Below are 19,413 nucleotides of genomic sequence, written 5' to 3'. Positions count from 1 at the left end.
GGGGCTGTAATCGGAAAAACTCAATCCCCGTGCAGGATGAATTCCAGGTAGAGATTGCGCTGCAGGATCGAGTGGTTGTCGTCGGAGATGATCGACACCATCTGGGCCCCGTCAGGGCGCTGCCAGACGTCGAGACCTTCCATGTTGTCGATCTGGTAAGCCATGTTGGCCTCGAACAGCACGGGGCCGTCGGCGACCTTGCCCTTGGCGATGGTTTCCGAGCCGATGCGCCGGAGCCGCATCTTCACGCCGGAGGCCATGGAGAAGCTGCGTTCGAGCAGCAACAGGTCGCCATCGGGCAGGAAGGCGCCGTCGGTGATGTCGAAGTCGCCGGCGCGGCGGACGGTGAAGACGCCCTTGTCGGGCCCTTCGAGCACGGCTGCGAAGATGTTGCCCGCCTTGTCGAGGCTCTTTTCGGAAACCACGACGAGGCTGCCCTTCTGGGGAGAATAAGCCACCGTCTCGAAGCCGCGGTTCATGCGCAGCTCATTGCGCGGCACGAGGAAGTCGAGTTCGCGGAACGCCGCCTTCATGTTGCCCGGCTCGATGCGGAACTGGGCGACGCGATGGGCACCTTCGAAGCCGACAGTGGCTATGCCATCCCTGACGGCGAGGCTCTCGGCGTCGGCCAGCCATTTCTTCTGGATGAAATTGCCCGAGGCGTCGACCATCTGCTCCATGCGGAAATTCGCGATAGCCGTGGGTCGCATCGCAGCATCACGCTCGACCGTGCCGAAGAACCAGAAGCCGGTGTCGGCGACGCCGATGAAATCACTGCCCGGCTTGAGGAAGCGAAAGGCGGACAAGGCGCCAAGATTGCGCGATGAAGAGGTGAGTTCGAGCCCGCCGACGAATTCGAGTGGGCCGAACATCGTCTCATCACGGCCGATGTGGAATTTGGTGATAGGCCGGGCGGATATCTCGATCTGCTCGACGGGCGGGCTTTCGGCAACGGAAGATGCCGTCAGCGACGCCGACAGCGCAAGTGCTGCCACCGCAGCCAATGCCAGTTGTCGCAGCCGGGTGACCGCAAGGATCATCCGGCGCGCCGGAAGCCGCCACGGCGCGTGTCGCGCGCGCTGACCTCGTCGAACAGCGAGGCAAGCTGTTCGGTCATAGCACCGGCCAGTTCCTCGGCGTCGACGATGGTGACGGCGCGGCGATAATAGCGCGTCACGTCGTGGCCGATGCCGATGGCAAGCAGCTCGACCGGCGAGCGCGTCTCGATCAAGTCGATGACGGCGCGCAGATGGCGCTCCAGATAGTTGCCCGGGTTCACCGACAGTGTCGAATCGTCGACCGGCGCACCATCCGAGATCATCATCAGGATCTTGCGCTGCTCGGGCCGGGCGATCAGGCGCTGGTGCGCCCACAACAGTGCCTCGCCGTCGATGTTTTCCTTGAGCAGGCCTTCGCGCATCATCAGGCCGAGATTGCGCCGCGAACGCCGCCATGGCGCATCGGCGCTCTTGTAGATGATGTGGCGCAGGTCATTGAGGCGGCCGGGGTTTGGCGGCTTGCCGTCCTTCAGCCACTTCTCGCGTGCCTGCCCGCCCTTCCACGCACGCGTGGTGAAGCCGAGGATCTCGACCGAGACGCCGCAGCGCTCCAGCGTCCGCGCCAGGATGTCGGCGCAGGTGGCGGCAACCGTGATCGGGCGACCGCGCATCGAGCCGGAATTGTCGAGCACCAGCGTGACGACCGTGTCGCGGAACTTGGTGTCGCGCTCCTGCTTGAACGACAGCGGCTGCATCGGATCGATGACGACGCGCACGAGGCGGGCCGGATCGAGATAGCCCTCTTCCAGGTCGAAGTCCCAGGAGCGGTTCTGCTGCGCCATCAGGCGGCGCTGCAGGCGGTTGGCCAGACGGCCGACCACACCCTGCAGATTGGCGAGCTGCTTGTCGAGGAAGGCGCGCAGACGGTCGAGCTCGTCTTCGTCGCACAGCTCTTCCGCACCAACCGTCTCGTCGAAGGCGGTGGTGAAGACCTTGTAGTCGATTTCCTTGGGCAGGTTGGCGAAGGGATTGTCCTGGCGGCGGGCTTCGCCCGGCGTCTCGGAATCCGTATCGTCATCGTCGGCCATGTCCTCGGCGGTGGCGTCGGACGCCTCCATCTCGCCGGAAGGATCCTCGTCGGCGGAAGCCTCGGCCTCGTCGGACTGCGACTGGTCGGAGCCGGAATCGTCCTCGCCGCCCTCCTCGCTCTGCTCCTCGCCCTCGGGCTGGTCGTCGTCCTGGTCCTCGTTGTCCTCGGTTTCCTGGTCGTCGCCCAGTTCCTCGGCCATTTCGAGCGATGCCAGCATCTCACGCACGACGCGGGCAAAGGCTTGCTGGTCGCTCAGATTGCCGGCCAGATGGTCGAGATCGGCGCCGGCCTTGTCTTCGACCCACTTGCGCCAGAGCTCGACCATGCGCTGGCCGCTCTTGGGCACCGGGCGGCCGGTCAGCTTCTCGCGTACGATCAGTGCCAGCGCTTCTTCGAGCGGCGCTTCCGACTGCTCGGTCACCTCGGCGAGATTGGCCTTGGCGTATTTGTCCTCGAGCATCGTCGAGATGTTTTCGGCAACGCCGGCCATGGCGCGGCTGCCAATCGCCTCGACGCGAGCCTGCTCGACCGCGTCATAGACGGCGCGAGCCTGCTTGCCCTCGGGCGCCAGCTTGGCGTGGATGCGATTGTCGTGGCAGGCGCGCTTCAGCGCCATGGAATCGCCGAGGCCGCGGGTGACGGCGATGTCGAAGGCGGTGGCCTTCTTCGGCAGTTCGGGCAGGCGGGCACGGTTGCCGGCGAGTGCCGGCCGCTCCTTGGCGAACGCCACCTCGAACTCGTTGTCGCCTGAGATCGCGCGCATGCACACTGTCATCGCGCGCTTGAAGCTGTCCGCCTCAGAGCCCGTCTTGGATTTGTTGCGCGTGTTGTCGCCCGGCCCCGCCATTTGAGCCCGTTCTTATCCCAGCACGACGTTGGCGGAGGACTCCGGCAGGTCCTCGCCGAAGGCACGCTGATAGAATTCCGCCACGACCGAGCGTTCGAGCTCGTCGCACTTGTTGAGGAAGGTCAGGCGGAAGGCCATACCGACGTCGCCGAATATCTCGGCGTTTTCGGCCCAGGTAATGACGGTACGCGGGCTCATGACCGTCGACAGATCGCCATTGACGAAGGCCGAACGCGTCATATCGGCAACGCGGACCATCTTGTTGACGATCTCCTTGCCCTTGGCGTCGCGATAGTGCTTGGCCTTGGCGACGACGATGTTCACTTCGTTGTCGTGCGGCAGATAGTTCAGCGTCGTCACGATCGACCAGCGGTCCATCTGCGCCTGGTTGATCTGCTGGGTGCCGTGATAGAGACCGGTGGTGTCACCGAGGCCGACCGTGTTGGCGGTGGCGAACAGGCGGAAGGCCGGGTGCGGACGGATGACGCGGCTCTGGTCGAGCAGGGTCAGTCGCCCCGACGATTCGAGCACGCGCTGAATGACGAACATCACGTCGGGGCGGCCGGCGTCGTATTCGTCGAACACCAGCGCGACATTGTGCTGATAGGCCCAGGGCAGGATGCCGTCGCGGAATTCGGTGACCTGCATGCCTTCCTTGACGACGATGGCGTCCTTGCCGACGAGGTCGATACGGCTGACATGGCTGTCGAGGTTGACGCGAACGCAGGGCCAGTTAAGGCGGGCAGCGACCTGTTCGATGTGGGTCGACTTGCCGGTGCCGTGGTAGCCCGACACCATGACGCGGCGGTTGTAGGCAAAGCCCGCGAGGATGGCCATCGTGGTGGCCTTGTCGAACAGATAGTCGGGATCGACGTCTGGCACATGCTCGCCGGCGGTCGAATAGGCCGGTACGACCATCTTCGAATCGAACCCGAAGGCTTCTTTCACCGACACCGTCGTGTCAGGCAGGTTGGCAATGTCGCGATCGACCTTGTTCATGACGTCTCCACGCGCGAAGCCTCAGCTACGCTGGCAATCGAATTTTTCTTCGGGGGCGGTCTTAAAGCCTTTTCCAGCCAGAGGAAAGTTGGAAAAAGGCCGCGACCGCGGCTGGCTCAACACAATCCCGCTTGCTTGAGCACGCGATAGGCCTGGAGCACGTCCCTGAAGCGGTCCTCCGACCCGCGATCACCGCCATTGGCGTCGGGGTGGTGGCGTTTCACCAGTTCCTTGTAGCGCGCCTTGATGTCGGCTCCGGTGGCCCTGGAATCGAGCCCCAGCGTATCCAGCGCCTTGGCCTCCAGCGGCTTTGCCTTGCGCTGGCGCGGCGTCCCGGCCCCTGTGCCGAACACGTTGTGGGGGTCGCGCATGCGATTGTAGTAGCCGGCGCGGCCCGAGCGCTGCTGGGCAAAGTCCGGTGCCGAGCGGGCTGTGGCAGAGCCGTTGGAACCGATGGTCCAGGTCGGGCGATGCCCGGTCAACGCTTCCTTCTGGAAGCGCGCGATGTCGCCGTCGGCGAGCCCGGAGAAATAATTGAAGCCCTTGTTGTACTCGCGCACATGGTCGAAGCAGAACTGGAAATACTCGCCCTCCCTCATGCGGCCCACGGGCGCGCGGTGGGTGCCCGCCTCCTTGCAGCCATCCCACTGGCAGATCGGCGCGCGCGACTTCACCTCCGCTTCCGGATCGGGACGGACGCGGATCTTGTCGAAATATTTCGAGTTCGTCTTCATCTGATGACATTTACCGCCGTATCGAGCGGCGAAACAAGAATTGACATTTCCAGGATGATCGCCCTAACCCCTGATTTGCGGCCCAATTGTGCCCGAAGGCTGTGATTGGTGGCGGCAAAGACACATGTGGTGAAAGGTGAGCCCGATGTCCATACAGACGTCCATCGAAGACAAGCTCAACAAGGCGTTTTCGCCCGAGCGCCTTGCGGTCATCAATGAGAGCCACCTGCATGCCGGCCATCACCATGTCGACGGCGGCCATCATGCTACCTTCGACGGCTCCGGCGAGACCCATTTCCGCATCCGCATCGTTTCACCTGCATTCGCCGGCATGAGCCGCATCGACCGCCACCGCGCCGTCAACGACGCGCTCTCGGCGGAGCTGAAGGCCGGCCTGCATGCGCTGGCCATCGAGCCGGCGGCCCCGGGCGAAGCAACCCGCTGGTAGGCTTCTGACGGGCCGACAGGCACCTGTCATCCGCCCGTCACATATATCCATCAATCTGGATATATGGATGCAAACACGACGATAGACGCGCTGGCCGCGCTGGCCCAGCCGACGCGGCTCGAGGCCTTCCGCCAACTGGCGGCGGCCGAGCCCGGGGGCATCGCCGCCGGCGAACTGGCGCGCCGGCTTGCCGTTCCGCAGAACACGCTGTCAGCCCACCTCGCCGTACTGGCCCGAGCCGGCCTTGCCAGAAGCGAGCGCAACGGCCGCTCCATCGTCTATCGCCCCGACCTGCCGGCATTGCGTGGCGTGCTCGCCTTCCTGCTCGATGATTGTTGCGGCGGCAGGCCGGAAGCCTGCGCGCCCCTGCTTGCCGAACCAACCCCCTGCTGCATTCCGTCGAAGTGAGACCCCATGACCCACAGGCCTTTCAACGTGCTCTTCCTGTGCACGGGCAACAGCGCCCGTTCGATCCTTGCCGAGGGTATCCTGCGCAAGGACGGTGCTCCCGGCTTCAACGCCTTCTCCGCCGGCAGCCAGCCCAAGGGCGCGGTCAATCCGTTCGCCCTGAAGGTGCTCGCAAGCTACGGCTACCCATCCGACGGCTTCAGGTCGAAGACCTGGGACGAGTTCGCCGCCGAAGGCGCGACGCAGATGGATTTCATCTTCACAGTCTGCGACGACGCAGCCGGTGAAGCCTGCCCTGTGTGGCTCGGCCACCCGGCCAATGCCCACTGGGGTATCGAGGACCCGAGCCATGTCGAAGGCACTGACATCGAAAAGGAGGCAGCCTTCGTCACTGCCTTCAAATACATGCGCAACCGCATCCAGGCCTTCATTGCCCTGCCGATCGCAAGCCTCGACCGCATGGCACTGGCTTCCCATCTCGAAGAGATAGGAAGAATGGACGGCGCGACCGGCAAGGCCGGCGGCACGGCAAGGTGAAAAGCGGGCCAATGCTGCGCCGGCTCCTGGCCGAGACGCTTGGAATGGCATTCCTGCTTGCGACCGTCGTCGGATCGGGGATCGCGGCAGTGCAATTGTCAGGCGGGAGCGCAGCGCTTGCATTGCTCTGCAACGCAGTCGCCACCGGAGCCATTCTCGTCGTCCTGATCACCGTGCTGGGGCCGGTGTCGGGCGCCCATCTCAACCCGGCGGTCAGCCTGACAATGGCGCTGGAGCGGCGCCTCGCATGGACGGCGCTCGGCCCGTACGTCGCAGCACAACTTGTCGGCGCGGTCCTCGGAGTGATCGCCGCTCATATGATGTTCGAACAGCCCATGCTGCAGCTGTCGACAACTGGCCGGACAGGTCCCGGCCAGTGGCTCGGAGAAGCCATAGCCACCTTCGGTCTCCTGCTCACCATTTTCGGCTGCATAGCGCGAGCCCCGAAATCGACGCCCCTTGCCGTTGGTTTGTACGTTCTGGCAGCCTACTGGTTCACTTCGTCGACGTCTTTTGCCAATCCGGCGGTGACCATCGCACGCAGTCTGACCGATACCTTTGCCGGCATCGCGCCCACCGACGTACCAACGTTCATTGTAGCGCAAATGGTTGGCGCCTTTGCGGCAGTGCTGACCGGGAAAGCACTGTGGCCGGGGGTCAGCCCTGCTTGCGCTGCGCGACCGGCTCCACCGCCAAAACCGGCCGGATCCTGATTCGCGTCAGGCGGTTCTTGTCGCGCTTCATGACGATGAAGCGCTTGCCGTGAAAGGTGAAGGCCTGCTTTTCCTCGGGGATCGACTGGGCTTCGTGGATGACGAGGCCGGCGATGGTGGTGGCCTCGTCATCGGGCAGGCTCCAGTCGAGCGCACGATTGAGGTCGCGGATCGGCACCGAGCCGTCGACCACCACCGAGCCATCGGCTTCCTGCTTGACGCCCTGGATGTCGATGTCGTGTTCGTCGGCGATCTCGCCGACGATCTCCTCGATGATGTCTTCGAGCGTCACCAGCCCCTCGACCTCGCCATACTCGTCGACAACGATGGCAAAGTGCTGCTTGCGGCGCAGAAAGGCGTTGAGCTGGTCCTGCAGCGTCGTGGTGTCGGGCACGAACCACGGCTTGGACGCCACCTTGACCAGGTCGACCCGGGCATAGTCGCCCTCGACCTCGTTGAGGGCGCGCAGCAGGTCCTTCGCATGGATGACGCCGACGATGTTGTCGGTGGTGCCGCGCCACAGCGGCAAGCGCGTGTAGGGGCTCTGCAGCATTTCGCGCAGCAGCGCCTCCGGCGCCATGTCGGCGTTGATCAGCCGCATGTTGGTGCGATGGACCATGACGTCGGAGACTTCGAGTTCGTGCAGGTCGAGCAGACCGCCGACCTGGTCGCGATCCTGCTTCACCACCTGCCCCTCGCGATGAAGTTCGTTCATCGTGCCGCGCAGCTCGTCATGCGCCGAGCGCTGCGGCACGACCGCCGTCAGTTCGAAGCCGAGTGCGGCAAGCAACTGGTCGCGAAACGCCAGGAAGGCAAGGATGATCCCTGCCAAAACCGCCGCGACGATCCAGCCGGCCGCAATCATCCCTGACGGTTCTCCTTGAGGAAAGACAGCACTTCGGAAGCCGGCACGTCCTTGGCGATGAAGGACTGGCCGATGCCGCGCGTCAGGATGAAGGTCAGCGCGCCGCGCGACACCTTCTTGTCCTGGGTGATGTAGTTGAACAGCGCCTCGGCGTCGGGCAGGTCGCCGGGAATGTCCGACATGCGCCACGGCAGGCCGACCTCACGCAGATGCGCTTCGAGACGCGCCGCATCGTCGGGGCTGGCGAGATTGAGCCGGGCCGAGAAGCGGTGCGCCAGCGCCATGCCGATGGCGACTCCCTCGCCATGCACCAGGCGAGCGCCGTCATAGGCGGTGGCGGCCTCGAGCGCATGGCCGAAGGTATGGCCGAGATTGAGCAGTGCGCGGTCACCGGTCTCGAACTCGTCGCGGGCAACCACATCGGCCTTGGCGCGGCAGGACTGGGCGATAGCCTCGGTGCGGGCGGGGCCGCCAGCAAACACGTCCTGCCAGTTCTTTTCCAGCCAGGCGAAGAAATCGGGGCGGTCGATGAGACCGTATTTGGCAACTTCGGCATAGCCGGCGCGGAACTCGCGCACAGGCAGCGTGTCGAGGGCAGAGGTGTCGGCCAGCACCAGCTTGGGCTGGTGGAACACGCCGATCAGGTTCTTGCCGCGCGGGCTGTTGATGCCTGTCTTGCCGCCGACGGAAGAATCGACCTGGGCGAGCAGCGAGGTCGGCATCTGCACGAAATTCATGCCGCGGCGCACGATGCCGGCGGCGAAGCCGGTCAGATCGCCGATGACGCCGCCGCCGAGTGCTATCACCGCGTCGCCGCGTTCAAGACGGGCGGCGATGATGTCGTCGACCACTTTCTCGAGCGAATCGAAGCTTTTGGTCTTTTCACCGGCCGGAAGCTTGATGACTGCAGGCGGGTTGCCGGCAGCGGTGAGGCTTTCGACCAAGGGCGCGAGGTGGGCGGCAGCGACGTTCTCGTCGGTGACAATGGCGCAGCGCGCCTTTGGCAGGCGTTGCTGGATCAGGTCCGCGCCGCGCGCGATCAGCCCCGGACCGATCAGGATGTCATAGGCGCGGTCGCCAAGCCCGACTTCGACTGTGACGATGTCTGTCATTCGTGATCCTCCGAGCCTTCCGAAACGTGTATGCGGCCGGGCACACCAAGATGGTTGCACAGCGCCTCGATCACCTCGCTGGCAATCGCCTCCTTGCGATCGTCGCGCGTCGGCACTGTGAGGTCGGCCAGCGCATAGACCGGGTAGCGTTCGTCCATCAGCTTGGCGAGCACGGCGCGCGGGTCGGCATTCTGCAACAGCGGCCGGTTCTGCTTCTTGGAGACGCGCTCCATCAACAGGTCGAGTTCGGCCTTGAGCCAGACCGAGACGCCGTTGGCAGCGATTGCGCCCCTCGTCTGTGCGTTCATGAAGGCGCCGCCACCTGTCGACAGAACCTGCGGCCCGCCCTCCAGCACACGCCCGATGACGCGCTGCTCGAGCGCCCGGAATTCAGCCTCGCCGTAGCGCTCGAACAGTTCGGGGATGGTCATCCGCGACACGGCCTCGATCTCGTGGTCGCTGTCGATGAAACCGAGGCCGAGCACCTGGGCGACCTTGCGGCCGATGGCCGTCTTGCCTGCCCCCATCAGCCCGACAAAGACGATCGAGCGGGTACCGAGCCGGTCGAGCAGCGCAGCGCTGGAGCACTCGGGCGATGTATTTGGCGCGTCGGGTGTCATGGGTTCCCTTTCGTCGGCGTTTCGACATGAAAAGCCCCGTTGCGTCAAGCGCATGCGCCGCCCCTGCCCTTGAAATGGCACGAACGGCGTCCCATAAGGGCACACGACTCATTAAGACCTTGACTGGGTAAGACGGGCGAACACATCGATGCCGACACTTTTCCGGTTCCTTGTAACGCTCGCAGTCCTGGCGGGCATCGTCTACGGCGCCATGTTTGCGCTGGTGATGTTCGTGGAGCCGAAGAAGTCGGAAATCTCGGTCCGCATCCCGCCCGAGAAGCTCAATCCGAAGAAATGAAATCGGGCGCGCGCATCGAGGCCTTCCTCGAAATGATGGCGGCCGAGCGCGGCGCCGCCGACAACACGCTGGCCAGCTATCGGCGTGATCTGGAAGATGCCTCCGCGCATCTGGGCGGCAGGCTGGCCAACGCCGACGCTTCGGGGATCCGCGACTATCTCGACAATCTGGCAGGCCGAGGCTTCGCCACCACCTCGCAGGCGCGCAAGCTTTCGGCGCTGCGCCAGTTCTTCCGCTTCCTCTATGCCGAGGGCCTGCGCGGCGACGACCCCACCGGCATCGTCGACAGCCCCCGGAAGGAACGGGCGCTGCCGAAGACCATGAGCGAAGACGAGACCGGCCGGCTGCTCGACCGCGCTGCCAGCGAAGCCGGCAATCCCGAGGCCAACGGCACCGATGGCATGGCGGCTGCGCGCCTGCATGCGCTTGTCGAAGTGCTCTACGCCACGGGTTTGCGTGTTTCCGAACTGGTCAGCCTGCCGCTGACGGTGGCATTGCGCGACGAGCGCTTTTTCGTCGTGCGCGGCAAGGGCGACAAGGAACGCATGGTGCCGCTTTCGGCCAAGGCGCGTGAGGCGATGCGGCGTTGGCTGCACCAGCGCAATGCCAACCCAAGACTGGTCGACAGCCCCTTCCTGTTTCCGGCCTCGTCGGAGAGCGGCCATCTGCCCCGCCAGGTCTTTGCCCGCGACCTCAAGGGCCTTGCCGCCCGCGCCGGGATTTCGGCTGCCAAGATATCGCCGCACGTGCTGCGGCACGCCTTTGCCAGCCACCTCCTGCAGAACGGGGCGGACCTCCGGGCGGTGCAGCAATTGCTCGGACATTCCGACATTTCGACCACCCAGATCTACACGCATGTTCTGGAAGAACGGCTGCTGAAACTGGTCAACGAGCATCACCCGCTTGCCGATTAGTGCCCATATCGCTATGTGAGTGCCACGTTCCACTGGCGCGGTGCCACTTTCTTCGGCCCCCGGTGCCTCAATTTTTCAAGCGTGGTAGTCCGCTCGCCAATGTACAATTACCTCGATTTCGAAAAACCGGTCGCCGACCTCGAAGGCAAGATCCTCGAGCTCAAGAAGCTCTCCGAGAGCGGCGAGGCGGTCGATGTCGGCGAAGAGATCAAGCGGCTCGAGAAGCGCTCCCGCGACGCGCTGCGCGATGCCTACAAAGCGCTGACGCCGTGGCAGAAGGTCCAGGTGGCGCGCCACCCTGATCGCCCACACTGCCTCGACTATGTCAAAGGCCTGTTCACCGATTTCACCACGCTTGCCGGCGACCGCAATTTCGGCGAGGACGCAGCCATGGTCGGCGGCTTCGCCCGCTTCCGTGGCGAGCCGGTGCTGGTGCTCGGCCAGGAGAAGGGCTCCGATACCAAGAGCCGCCTCAAGCATAATTTCGGCTCGGTCCGCCCCGAAGGCTACCGCAAGGCCGTGCGCCTGATGGAAATGGCCGACCGCTTCAAAATCCCCGTCGTCATGCTTGTCGACACTGCGGGCGCCTATCCGGGCGTCGGCGCCGAGGAGCGTGGCCAGGCCGAAGCCATTGCCCGTTCCACCTCCGCCTGCCTTGGCCTCAAAGTCCCGTCGATTGCGATCGTCATCGGCGAAGGCGGTTCGGGCGGCGCGATCGCCATTGCCACCGCCAACCGGGTGTTCATGCTGGAGCATGCGATCTACTCGGTGATTTCGCCGGAAGGTGCAGCCTCGATCCTGTGGCGCGACACGACGCGCTCCAAGGATGCTGCCACCAACATGAAGATCACCGCGCAGGATCTCCTGAGTCTCAAAATCATCGACCAGATCATCGACGAGCCGCTGGGCGGCGCCCATCGCAATGCCGATGCGGTGATTTCGGCGACCGGCGACCTGATCGCCAAGACCCTCAAGGATTTCGCCGGCTCCGGCATCGACTTCCGCGAGCAGCGCCGCGAAAAATACCTGTCGATCGGCCGCAGCCTCTGATTGCGCGGCTGCAGTCTTTGCAGCCGGGCACCTTTTCGCCACAAAATCGCCGCCTCGCCAAGTTCAATGAACTTGCCGTGATTTTGCGCGCGTGGGATCGCAAGCAATCTTGCGGTAAGGAATTCTCAAGGTTAACGACCTTAAGGTCGAAGCAGTATCAGGACGGGCCCGGCCTGGGCAGCGATGCGCCACGGCCGCAAAGAGACGACTTTAGTACCGATGATCGCCAATATCGCACGCGCCGGATTGCTGATTGCCGCCTTCGCAGTCGCCGGCTGCTCGGAATCTTCTGTCAACGACTTCGTGCCGCAGCACGCCAACCGGCAGCTGTCGCCCAAGATCCTTGCCGAAATGAAGGCCAAGGGCATGGACAAGAGCTCGCCCGTGCTGGCGCGCGTGTTCAAGGAAGAAGGCAAGCTCGAGGTCTGGAAGCAGAAGACCAACGGCCGCTACGACATCATCGCCAGCTACGACATCTGCAAGATGTCCGGCAAGCTCGGCCCGAAATATACCGAGGGTGACCGCCAGTCGCCGGAGGGGTTCTACACCGTTCGTCCGGGGCAGATGAACCCGAACTCCAGCTATCACCTCGCCTTCAACATCGGCTATCCCAACACATATGATCGCGCCAACGGCCGCACCGGCTCGAACCTGATGGTTCACGGCGCCTGTTCGTCATCGGGCTGCTTCTCGATGACCGATGCCCAGATCGAGGAGATCTATGCTTTCGCCCGCGACGCGTTCAAGGGTGGCCAGACCGAGTTCCAGGTGCAGTCGTATCCGTTCCGCATGAACGCCGCCAACATGGCGCGTTATCGCAACGACCCGAACTACCAGTTCTGGACCATGCTGAAGGAAGGTTACGACCACTTCGAAATCACCAAGGTGCCGCCGAAGGTCGACGTCTGCGAAAAGCGCTACGTTTTCAACCGTGTTGCGGAGGCTGGTGCGAGCTTCAACCCGACCGGCGCCTGCCCGGCCACGACCCAGCCGCAACCGCTGATGACGGCCTACCAGTCCTACAAGAGCCAGTATGACAGCGCTTTTGCCAGCGCCACTGGCGGCGAAGCGCCGAAGCCGACGATTGCCGGCATCAAGGAAGCCAATCTGGTGTCCGACTGGACCAAGCGCCGCGCCCGCGGCGAGCGTGTGACCATGGATCCGCCTGCCATGGCCCAGGACGGTACTGTCGTGCAGACGACAACGCGCATGGGCCGCATCGATTCGGCCGAGGGTCGCCGCATGGCGGCACTCGAGGCTGAAGAAGCCGCAAAGAAGAAGGCCGCAGAAGAAAAGCTTGCTGCCGCGGCCGCCGCCAAAGCAGCCAAGATCGCCGCCCAGCAGCAGGCGATCGCAGCCGCCGCGGCACCCGCACCGGCCCCTGTTACCGAAGCCCCTGCCCAGGCAGCGCAGGCGGCCCCGGTCGAAGAGCCGGGCACGACGGCCAAGCTGAAGAAGAAGCTGCTCAACCTGTTCGGCAGCTGATCCGCGTGAGCGAAACCACCGAAATCTACGACCTCAGGGGGCTCAATTGCCCCCTGCCAGTGCTGAAGGCCAAGCGGCGCCTGGCAGACATGGCGGCCGGCAGCAGGCTGTGGCTCGAGACCACCGATCCGCTCGCGGTCATCGACATTCCGGCCTTTTGTCAGGATGCCGGCCACAGGCTGGTCGAGACCATGGCTGTCGACGGCGGCCACCGCTTCCTGGTGGAACGCACCGGCTGATATCAACTGACTTTCTGGACGCTACCGCCCGGCAATCGCCAGCGGGTTGTTTTCCATCGCCTCGCGATCAGGCGTGTCGATCGCCGGCTTGTTGACGAAGGCGGCGAACAGGCGCTCGACATAGTCGCGCGGCAGGTCGATGCCGATCAGCACCAGCCGTGTTCCGCGCACCGCATCCGGCCATGATGGCAGTCGCGCCGGCGGGTGGAGCATCTTCTGGACGCCATGGATCACCAGCGGCCGCGATGGATCCTCGGCCAGTTCGACGATGCCCTTGATACGCAGGAGCTTGTCGCCCTGTGTCGACAACAGCAGGTCGAGGAACATCTCGACCGTCGAGAACGGCAGTGCGCCGCCATGCACCAACGTGAACGAGCCGATGCGGGCGTCGTGATGTCCATGACCATGGTCATGTCCGTGACCGCAGTCATGCGCGTGGTTGTGCCCATGATCGTGATCGTGGAGGTCGTGATTGCCGCCATGATGGTGATGATGATCGTGCGCGGCCGCTTCGCCCAGCCAGCGCCTGACATCGGCGGTCTTGGTCGCGGGATCGTAAAGCCCGCATTGGATGAGCTGCGCCACCGCGCCCTCGCCCGCCGCCCTGATCTCGGCGCCGGGATTGATATGGCGCAGCCGGCCCAGAAGCGTCTCCGTCCAGGCCGGATCGTCGACCAGGTCGGATTTGGTCAGCACGATACGGTCGGCGACCGCCACCTGCTTCACCGCCTCGACATGGGCGTCGAGCGTGGCACGACCATTGACCGCGTCTACGACGGTAACGACACCATCGAGCCTGAAGGCATGCACCAGTGCCGGATGGCCCATGATCGACTGCAACACCGGCACCGGGTCGGCAAGACCGGTGGTCTCGATGACGACCCGCGCCAGCCGCTGGATGCGGCCGGTCTGCAGTCGGTCGACCAGATCGGCCAGCGTATCCACCAGTTCGCCGCGCACCGTGCAGCACAGGCAGCCGTCGGACAGCTCGATGACGCCATCGGATGCCTTCTCGACCAGCAGGTGGTCGATGGCGACGTCGCCGAACTCGTTGATGATCACGGCCGTGTCGGTAAGCGCCGGATCCTTGAGCAGTCGGTTGAGCAGTGTCGTCTTGCCGGCACCGAGGAAGCCGGTCAGCACCGACACCGGGATCGGGAATGAGGCTTGGGGGCTCACGAGCGCGCCTTCGATCCCTGGGCGACGGGCACGGCACCGGCGGGAGCCGGCATGTCCGGCCGCCAGGTCGGCAGCGGCACGTCGGCATATTCGACCTCGTCGCGGCCCATCATGGCGCGCGGCACCGGGCCGTTGGCGCCGCCGAGGCTGACGGTCACCCAGCTGCGCGGACGCGTCATCTCGGGAATGATCGAGACCTTCTCTTCGGACTTCTCTTCGCCTGCCCCGGCTTCGGTCGGAGCCGGACCATCGGAGGCAGCGTGCTTGGCCTTGGGCGAGCACACCTCGTCGCGCATGCTGGTCGGCATGTCGCGCATGTCGCCATAGGGCGCGAGCCCGGTCACGCTGACCGAGCTGCCGGTGCGGCCAAAACCGCTTTGCAAGAGCTTGGCCGCCTCTTCGGCGCGGTCGTTGGGCGACGTCGCACCGAGCACGACGGCTGCAAGCGTCCTGCCGTCGCGGGTGGCCGACGCGATCAGATTGAAGCCCGACTCGCAGACAAAACCCGTCTTCATGCCGTCGGTACCGGGGAAGCGGCCGACCAGCGGGTTGAAGTTCTTGAGCTTGGCCTTGCCGGCGATGATGCCCTCGATATCGAAATAGGAGGCATATTGCGGATATTCGAGACGGATCGCCCTGACCAGGATCGCGAGGTCGCGGGCGGTGGTGTACTGGTCCGGATCGTGCAGCCCGTTGGCGTTGACCCAGTGGCTGCCGCTCATGCCCAGGCGCTGGGCCTCGACATTCATGCGTGCCGCAAAGGCCTCCGTCGTGCCACCGACATTTTCGCCGATGGCGGCGGCGACGTCGTTGGCCGACTTGACCATGATGATCTTGAGTGCGTTGTCGAGGGTCAGCACCGAGCCGGGCTTGTAACCCATCTTCGCCGGCGGGAAGGCAGCTGCCCGCTTGCTGATCTTGATCGGCGAGTTGAGCGCGAGTTCGCCCGCCTGGATCGCGCGGAATGTGGTGTAGGCAGTCATCAGCTTGGTCAGCGACGCCGGATGCCAGCGCATGAAGGCATCCTTGTGCTCGATGACGGCGCCGGAATTGACGTCGAAAAGCATCTCCGGATTGGCAAAGGCAGGGGCAGTGCCCAGTGCGGCCACCGCCGCAAAACCGATGAGCGTGCTTCTGACGAACCTGTTCTTCATCATCAAATCCGAAATCGCCTCTTGCCGATCATAGCCGGCCGTCCATAAGATTTCCGTAAACCGGGATGGCGACGCGCTGGCCGGTTCAAAACACATGGCCACGGCATCGCCGCCGCTGCTAGATAACCTATGTGACGCCAAGATGGCAGAGCTTGCGCGATCACAATTGCGAATCCGGGACATCGCGGTCCCCAACAGGAAGTCGAGAGTTACCATGCCGATCCTGAACCGAGCCGCCGAAATGCAGGAAGAAATCGCCGGCTGGCGCCGTCACCTGCACCAGAAGCCGGAACTGAATTTCGACGTCTTCGAGACGGCCGACTTCGTCAAGAACAAGCTCAAGGAGTTCGGCTGCGACGAGATCGTCACCGGCCTCGGCAAGACCGGCGTGGTCGGCGTCATCAAGGGCAATCTCGGCGCCGGCGGCACCATCGGCCTGCGCGCCGACATGGACGCGCTGCCGATCGAGGAGATCACCGGCAAGCCCTACGCCTCCACCGTGCCTGGCAAGATGCACGCCTGCGGCCATGACGGCCACACGGCAATGCTTCTGGGTGCTGCCAAATACCTCGCCGAGACGCGCAATTTCGCGGGCTCCGTGGCCGTCATCTTCCAGCCGGCCGAAGAAGGCGGCGGCGGTGGCAACGAGATGGTCAAGGACGGCATGATGGAACGCTTTGCCATCGACAAGGTATTCGGCATGCACAACATGCCGAGCCTGCCGGTCGGCCAGTTCGCCATCCGTCCGGGCGCGATCATGGCCGCGACCGCCGAATTCACCATCACCGTCAAGGGCAAGGGCGGCCATGCCGCGCTGCCGCACCGCGCCATCGATCCGATCGTCGCCGGCAGCCAGCTGGTGACGGCGCTGCAGACGATTGCCTCGCGCTCGACCGACCCGGCCGAGGCCATCGTCGTTTCAGTGACCAAGTTTAACGCGGGCTCGGCCTACAACGTCATTCCCGAACATGCGGTGCTGGCCGGCACGGTGCGCACGCTGAAGAAGGAAGTCGCAAAGCTCGCCCAGGAACGCATGGCGGCCATCTGCCGAGGTGTGGCCGAGGCCACAGGTACCGAGGTCGAGCTCGACTACGACGCCAACTACCCCGTGACCTTCAATCATCTGGCAGAGACGGTGTTTGCCGGCGACGTCGCCGCCACCATCGCAGGCGAGCCGCAGGTGCATCGCGAGATCCAGCCGCTGATGGGCGGCGAGGACTTCTCCTACATGCTGGAAGCGCGCCCCGGCGCCTTCATCTTCATCGGCAATGGCGACAGCGCCAACCTCCACCACCCTGCCTACGACTTCAACGACGAGGTCATTCCGCATGGCGTGAGCTATTGGGTGCGCCTGGCCGAAACCGCCTTGGCGGCCTGATCAGGCGACCGGAGAAAGGCGGCCTTGGCCGCCTGATCTCCCGGCAGCCAGGCCACGGCTGGCGACAACCGCCAGCCGCATCGTTGCGGGATCGCGCCGAACATGGCCACCCCCGCAAAAACCGTTGGCGAATCCGCCGGAAGCCGTTATGTGTGCAGCCGAGTGGTCCCGTAGCTCAGTAGGATAGAGCGGCAGATTCCTAATCTGTAGGTCACAGGTTCGATTCCTGTCGGGATCACCACTTTCAGGATTCCCGTCAACCGACCGAAATGCCGGATCGTGGCGAGATTTGCGGCTTTCGCCACAATTCGGCCCGTACCCGTCGCAAATGCGGCTTGTTCAAGCGCCGTAACAATTATTTTTCCTTAATTTGAGCCTTGGTCGACGCTCCGGTAAAAATTGGTTCAGGAGCTGGGAAGCGCCGGCGGCTGCAAGTCGGTCGTGACACGACGCCTCCGGACAGCTTTTGGCAGCGTCAGACCGACGCATTCGAGAGACGAGACGATGCGGATCCTTGCCATGGGTATCGCCTCCGCAGCCACATTCGCCGCGGTACCTTGCGCCTTTGCCGCGCAGGACACCACCGGCGAAGTCAGGACCTTCGATGCCAGATCCCACCTGCTCGTCCTCGACAATGGCGTGGCCTATGCGCTGCCGCCGGCTTTCAGGGATCCGGGCGTCAAGGTCGGGCAATGGGTCAGGCTGTCCTGGGCGGTGGAGAACGGCGTCGTCGTCGCGAAGCGCGTCATCCTGATGTCGCCCTGAACAGCGGCCAACCGGCGAAAGCTTGCGCGGCGGCCTGACGGCGCCGGGCGGTTCGACGAAGGCAGCCTGCACGAAAAGCGAGGCATAGCCATGCCAAACGCATCAAACCTCAAGAAGACCGGCCTTGTCGCATTGGCCGGCGCCACCATCGCCGCGACTACAGCCATCTACGGCGGCTTTGCCCAGAACGGACAGTTCCCGACGAGCACACCATCGCTGCGCTCCTATGCCGACATCGTCGCAGTCGACAAGCCGGCCGTGGTCACCGTGACCACAGCCACCCTGCAACGGGTCAAGGCTCCGTCTTCGAAGCTCGCGCCCGGATCGCCGGACGACGAATTCTTCCGGCAGTTCTTTGGCGAAGGCGCGCCTCAGGGCGGAGCAGCGCCCAGCAGGGGCCGCGAGGTGGTCAAGGCCTCGCTCGGCTCCGGTTTCGTGGTTGCCGCCAACGGTATAGTCGTCACCAACAATCACGTCATCGACGGGGCCAGCGCGATCAAGGTGACGCTCGACGACGGCCGCTCCTTCAAGGCGAAGCTGCTCGGCAGCGACACCAAGACGGATCTCGCCGTGCTCAAGATCGACGCAGGCAGCAACCTGCCCACGGTGAACTGGGGCGATTCGTCCACGCTCAGGGCCGGCGACAGCATCCTGGCGATGGGCAACCCCTTCGGTATAGGCACGACCGTGACCGCCGGCATCGTCTCGGCGCGGGGCCGCGACCTGCACAGCGGTCCTTATGACGACTTCATCCAGATCGATGCGCCGATCAATCACGGCAATTCGGGCGGCCCGCTGGTCGATGTCTCAGGTAAGGTCGTCGGCATCAACACGGCCATCTACTCACCCAATGGCGGCAGTGTCGGCGTCGGCTTCGCCATTCCGTCGAGCGAGGCGCAGAGCGTCGTCGACAGACTGATCCACGACGGCTCGATCCAGCACGGCTATGTCGGGCTGACGATCGGCGACGCCAGCGACAACACAGCACCGGCGGGCACAGACGCCCCCACAGGCGCGCTCGTCGCCAAGGTGACGGCAGGGGCACCGGCGGCGCATGCCGGGGTCAAGCCAGGCGATGTCGTGGTCAGTTTCGGCGGATCGCCGGTGCAGTCACCACGCGATCTGACGCGTCTGGTGGCCGACACGCGTCCGGGCACCGCAACGCACATCGTATTGCTGCGGGGCGGAAAGCAGGTCGATCTGCCGATCTCGGTCGGTAGCGGCCCGTCCGACCACAAGATCATGGTCAAGGCGAGCAACAACCTTGCGCCCGACGGCGCCGGCTGACGTATCAGGCATATCCTTCCAGCTCGTATCAACGGCGGCGTCGGCGAAAGCCCGCGCCGCCGAAACTGCATTTCGGCCTGAAATCCAGATGACCACAGCAGTGCTCCTGCCGCGTCAAAACACCGCTAACCAAAATTTGCGTTGAGGCGGTTTCGGCGCCTTCGCTGCCGCAGCATTGCCGGAATCTGGCGTCATGAGTGACCGCGAAATCGGGGCGACCGGACGCGTCGAGCGACGCCGAGGTTCACGACCTTCGAAAAAACAAAAGCTTAGGCGCCGCCGCGCAGCGACCC

At 64.3% G+C, this 19,413-nt stretch carries 21 protein-coding genes and 1 tRNA gene; 13 read left to right on the top strand and 9 right to left on the bottom strand.

Annotation, left to right across the window (positions count from 1 at the left end; genetic code table 11):
- Nucleotides 1-20 precede the first annotated feature (20 nt).
- The 4 genes from NDO48_RS01965 to NDO48_RS01950 all read right to left on the bottom strand — a co-directional run bounded on the left by NDO48_RS01965 (nt 21) and on the right by NDO48_RS01950 (nt 4,668).
- Nucleotides 21-1,040: an esterase-like activity of phytase family protein gene (locus NDO48_RS01965; protein ID WP_018429714.1), complete on the bottom strand. Its 1,020-nt coding sequence runs from the start codon at nt 1,038-1,040 to the stop codon at nt 21-23.
- Nucleotides 1,037-2,935 carry a cobaltochelatase subunit CobT gene (cobT, locus tag NDO48_RS01960; RefSeq protein WP_018429715.1) on the bottom strand — a complete coding sequence of 633 codons (1,899 nt, stop codon included), beginning with the start codon at nt 2,933-2,935 and terminating at the stop codon, nt 1,037-1,039. Before cobT ends, NDO48_RS01965 begins: the two co-directional genes overlap by 4 nt.
- A gap of 12 nt (nt 2,936-2,947) precedes the next feature.
- Nucleotides 2,948-3,934, bottom strand: a complete 987-nt coding sequence (gene cobS / locus NDO48_RS01955; protein WP_018429716.1) for a cobaltochelatase subunit CobS — start codon at nt 3,932-3,934, stop codon at nt 2,948-2,950.
- Nucleotides 3,935-4,050: 116 nt separating this feature from the next.
- A complete protein-coding gene (locus NDO48_RS01950) occupies nt 4,051-4,668 on the bottom strand; it encodes a J domain-containing protein (RefSeq protein ID WP_018429717.1) in 618 nt (205 codons plus the stop codon).
- A gap of 145 nt (nt 4,669-4,813) precedes the next feature.
- Between NDO48_RS01950 and NDO48_RS01945 the strand changes: the two genes are divergently transcribed.
- The 4 genes from NDO48_RS01945 to NDO48_RS01930 all read left to right on the top strand — a co-directional run bounded on the left by NDO48_RS01945 (nt 4,814) and on the right by NDO48_RS01930 (nt 6,774).
- Nucleotides 4,814-5,116 carry a BolA family protein gene (locus NDO48_RS01945; protein ID WP_018429718.1) on the top strand — a complete coding sequence of 101 codons (303 nt, stop codon included), beginning with the start codon at nt 4,814-4,816 and terminating at the stop codon, nt 5,114-5,116.
- Nucleotides 5,117-5,179: 63 nt separating this feature from the next.
- On the top strand, nt 5,180-5,524 hold the full coding sequence (locus NDO48_RS01940) for an ArsR/SmtB family transcription factor (RefSeq protein ID WP_018429719.1): 345 nt from the start codon (nt 5,180-5,182) through the stop codon (nt 5,522-5,524).
- Between the two features lie 6 nt (nt 5,525-5,530).
- Complete coding sequence (locus NDO48_RS01935) at nt 5,531-6,061, top strand: arsenate reductase ArsC (protein WP_018429720.1); 531 nt, start codon at nt 5,531-5,533, stop codon at nt 6,059-6,061.
- An 11-nt stretch (nt 6,062-6,072) separates the two neighbouring features.
- The gene (locus NDO48_RS01930) at nt 6,073-6,774 is read left to right on the top strand and encodes an aquaporin (RefSeq protein WP_267320766.1); all 702 of its coding nucleotides are present in this window, start codon (nt 6,073-6,075) and stop codon (nt 6,772-6,774) included.
- On the opposite strand, the gene NDO48_RS01925 is transcribed toward NDO48_RS01930, so the two are convergent.
- From NDO48_RS01925 to NDO48_RS01915, 3 genes are read right to left on the bottom strand one after another with little or no spacing between them, the layout of a single operon-like run.
- A complete protein-coding gene (locus NDO48_RS01925) occupies nt 6,719-7,639 on the bottom strand; it encodes an HlyC/CorC family transporter (RefSeq protein ID WP_018429722.1) in 921 nt (306 codons plus the stop codon). The genes NDO48_RS01930 and NDO48_RS01925 overlap by 56 nt on opposite strands.
- A complete protein-coding gene (gene aroB / locus NDO48_RS01920) occupies nt 7,636-8,751 on the bottom strand; it encodes a 3-dehydroquinate synthase (protein WP_018429723.1) in 1,116 nt (371 codons plus the stop codon). Before aroB ends, NDO48_RS01925 begins: the two co-directional genes overlap by 4 nt.
- On the bottom strand, nt 8,748-9,371 hold the full coding sequence (locus NDO48_RS01915; RefSeq protein ID WP_018429724.1) for a shikimate kinase: 624 nt from the start codon (nt 9,369-9,371) through the stop codon (nt 8,748-8,750). Before NDO48_RS01915 ends, aroB begins: the two co-directional genes overlap by 4 nt.
- A gap of 148 nt (nt 9,372-9,519) precedes the next feature.
- On the opposite strand from NDO48_RS01915, the gene NDO48_RS01910 reads away from it, so the two are divergent.
- The 5 genes from NDO48_RS01910 (at nt 9,520) to NDO48_RS01890 (ending at nt 13,357) form a co-directional block, all read left to right on the top strand.
- Nucleotides 9,520-9,669, top strand: coding sequence for a hypothetical protein (locus NDO48_RS01910; RefSeq protein ID WP_018429725.1), 150 nt, complete (start codon nt 9,520-9,522; stop codon nt 9,667-9,669).
- Nucleotides 9,666-10,583, top strand: a complete 918-nt coding sequence (locus NDO48_RS01905) for a site-specific tyrosine recombinase XerD (protein WP_018429726.1) — start codon at nt 9,666-9,668, stop codon at nt 10,581-10,583. The genes NDO48_RS01910 and NDO48_RS01905 overlap by 4 nt, the downstream gene beginning before the upstream one ends.
- A 99-nt stretch (nt 10,584-10,682) precedes the next feature.
- Nucleotides 10,683-11,633: an acetyl-CoA carboxylase carboxyltransferase subunit alpha gene (locus NDO48_RS01900; RefSeq protein WP_018429727.1), complete on the top strand. Its 951-nt coding sequence runs from the start codon at nt 10,683-10,685 to the stop codon at nt 11,631-11,633.
- A gap of 219 nt (nt 11,634-11,852) precedes the next feature.
- Nucleotides 11,853-13,118: a L,D-transpeptidase family protein gene (locus tag NDO48_RS01895; RefSeq protein ID WP_018429728.1), complete on the top strand. Its 1,266-nt coding sequence runs from the start codon at nt 11,853-11,855 to the stop codon at nt 13,116-13,118.
- 5 nt (nt 13,119-13,123) lie between these two features.
- On the top strand, nt 13,124-13,357 hold the full coding sequence (locus NDO48_RS01890) for a sulfurtransferase TusA family protein (protein WP_026227561.1): 234 nt from the start codon (nt 13,124-13,126) through the stop codon (nt 13,355-13,357).
- A 21-nt stretch (nt 13,358-13,378) separates the two neighbouring features.
- On the opposite strand, the gene NDO48_RS01885 is transcribed toward NDO48_RS01890, so the two are convergent.
- Complete coding sequence (locus tag NDO48_RS01885; protein WP_040456349.1) at nt 13,379-14,536, bottom strand: CobW family GTP-binding protein; 1,158 nt, start codon at nt 14,534-14,536, stop codon at nt 13,379-13,381.
- Nucleotides 14,533-15,693 (bottom strand): D-alanyl-D-alanine carboxypeptidase family protein, encoded by a 1,161-nt coding sequence (locus NDO48_RS01880; RefSeq protein ID WP_018429731.1) that lies wholly within the window; start codon nt 15,691-15,693, stop codon nt 14,533-14,535. The genes NDO48_RS01885 and NDO48_RS01880 overlap by 4 nt, the downstream gene beginning before the upstream one ends.
- Nucleotides 15,694-15,904: 211 nt before the next feature.
- Here NDO48_RS01880 and NDO48_RS01875 point away from each other — a divergent pair, with 211 nt between their 5' ends.
- The 4 genes from NDO48_RS01875 to NDO48_RS01860 all read left to right on the top strand — a co-directional run bounded on the left by NDO48_RS01875 (nt 15,905) and on the right by NDO48_RS01860 (nt 19,120).
- Nucleotides 15,905-17,068: a M20 aminoacylase family protein gene (locus NDO48_RS01875; RefSeq protein WP_018429732.1), complete on the top strand. Its 1,164-nt coding sequence runs from the start codon at nt 15,905-15,907 to the stop codon at nt 17,066-17,068.
- 164 nt (nt 17,069-17,232) lie between these two features.
- Nucleotides 17,233-17,309, top strand: a tRNA-Arg gene (locus NDO48_RS01870).
- 263 nt (nt 17,310-17,572) lie between these two features.
- Entirely contained in the window at nt 17,573-17,833 is a 261-nt protein-coding gene (locus NDO48_RS01865) for a DUF1344 domain-containing protein (RefSeq protein ID WP_267320765.1), read from the top strand.
- A 90-nt stretch (nt 17,834-17,923) separates the two neighbouring features.
- Nucleotides 17,924-19,120: a trypsin-like peptidase domain-containing protein gene (locus NDO48_RS01860; RefSeq protein ID WP_416377171.1), complete on the top strand. Its 1,197-nt coding sequence runs from the start codon at nt 17,924-17,926 to the stop codon at nt 19,118-19,120.
- Nucleotides 19,121-19,413: the final 293 nt, after the last annotated feature.

This window comes from Aminobacter sp. MET-1, assembly GCF_026521175.1.
Taxonomy (GTDB): Bacteria; Pseudomonadota; Alphaproteobacteria; order Rhizobiales; family Rhizobiaceae; genus Aminobacter.
This window is presented reverse-complemented; position numbering and strand designations above follow the sequence as displayed.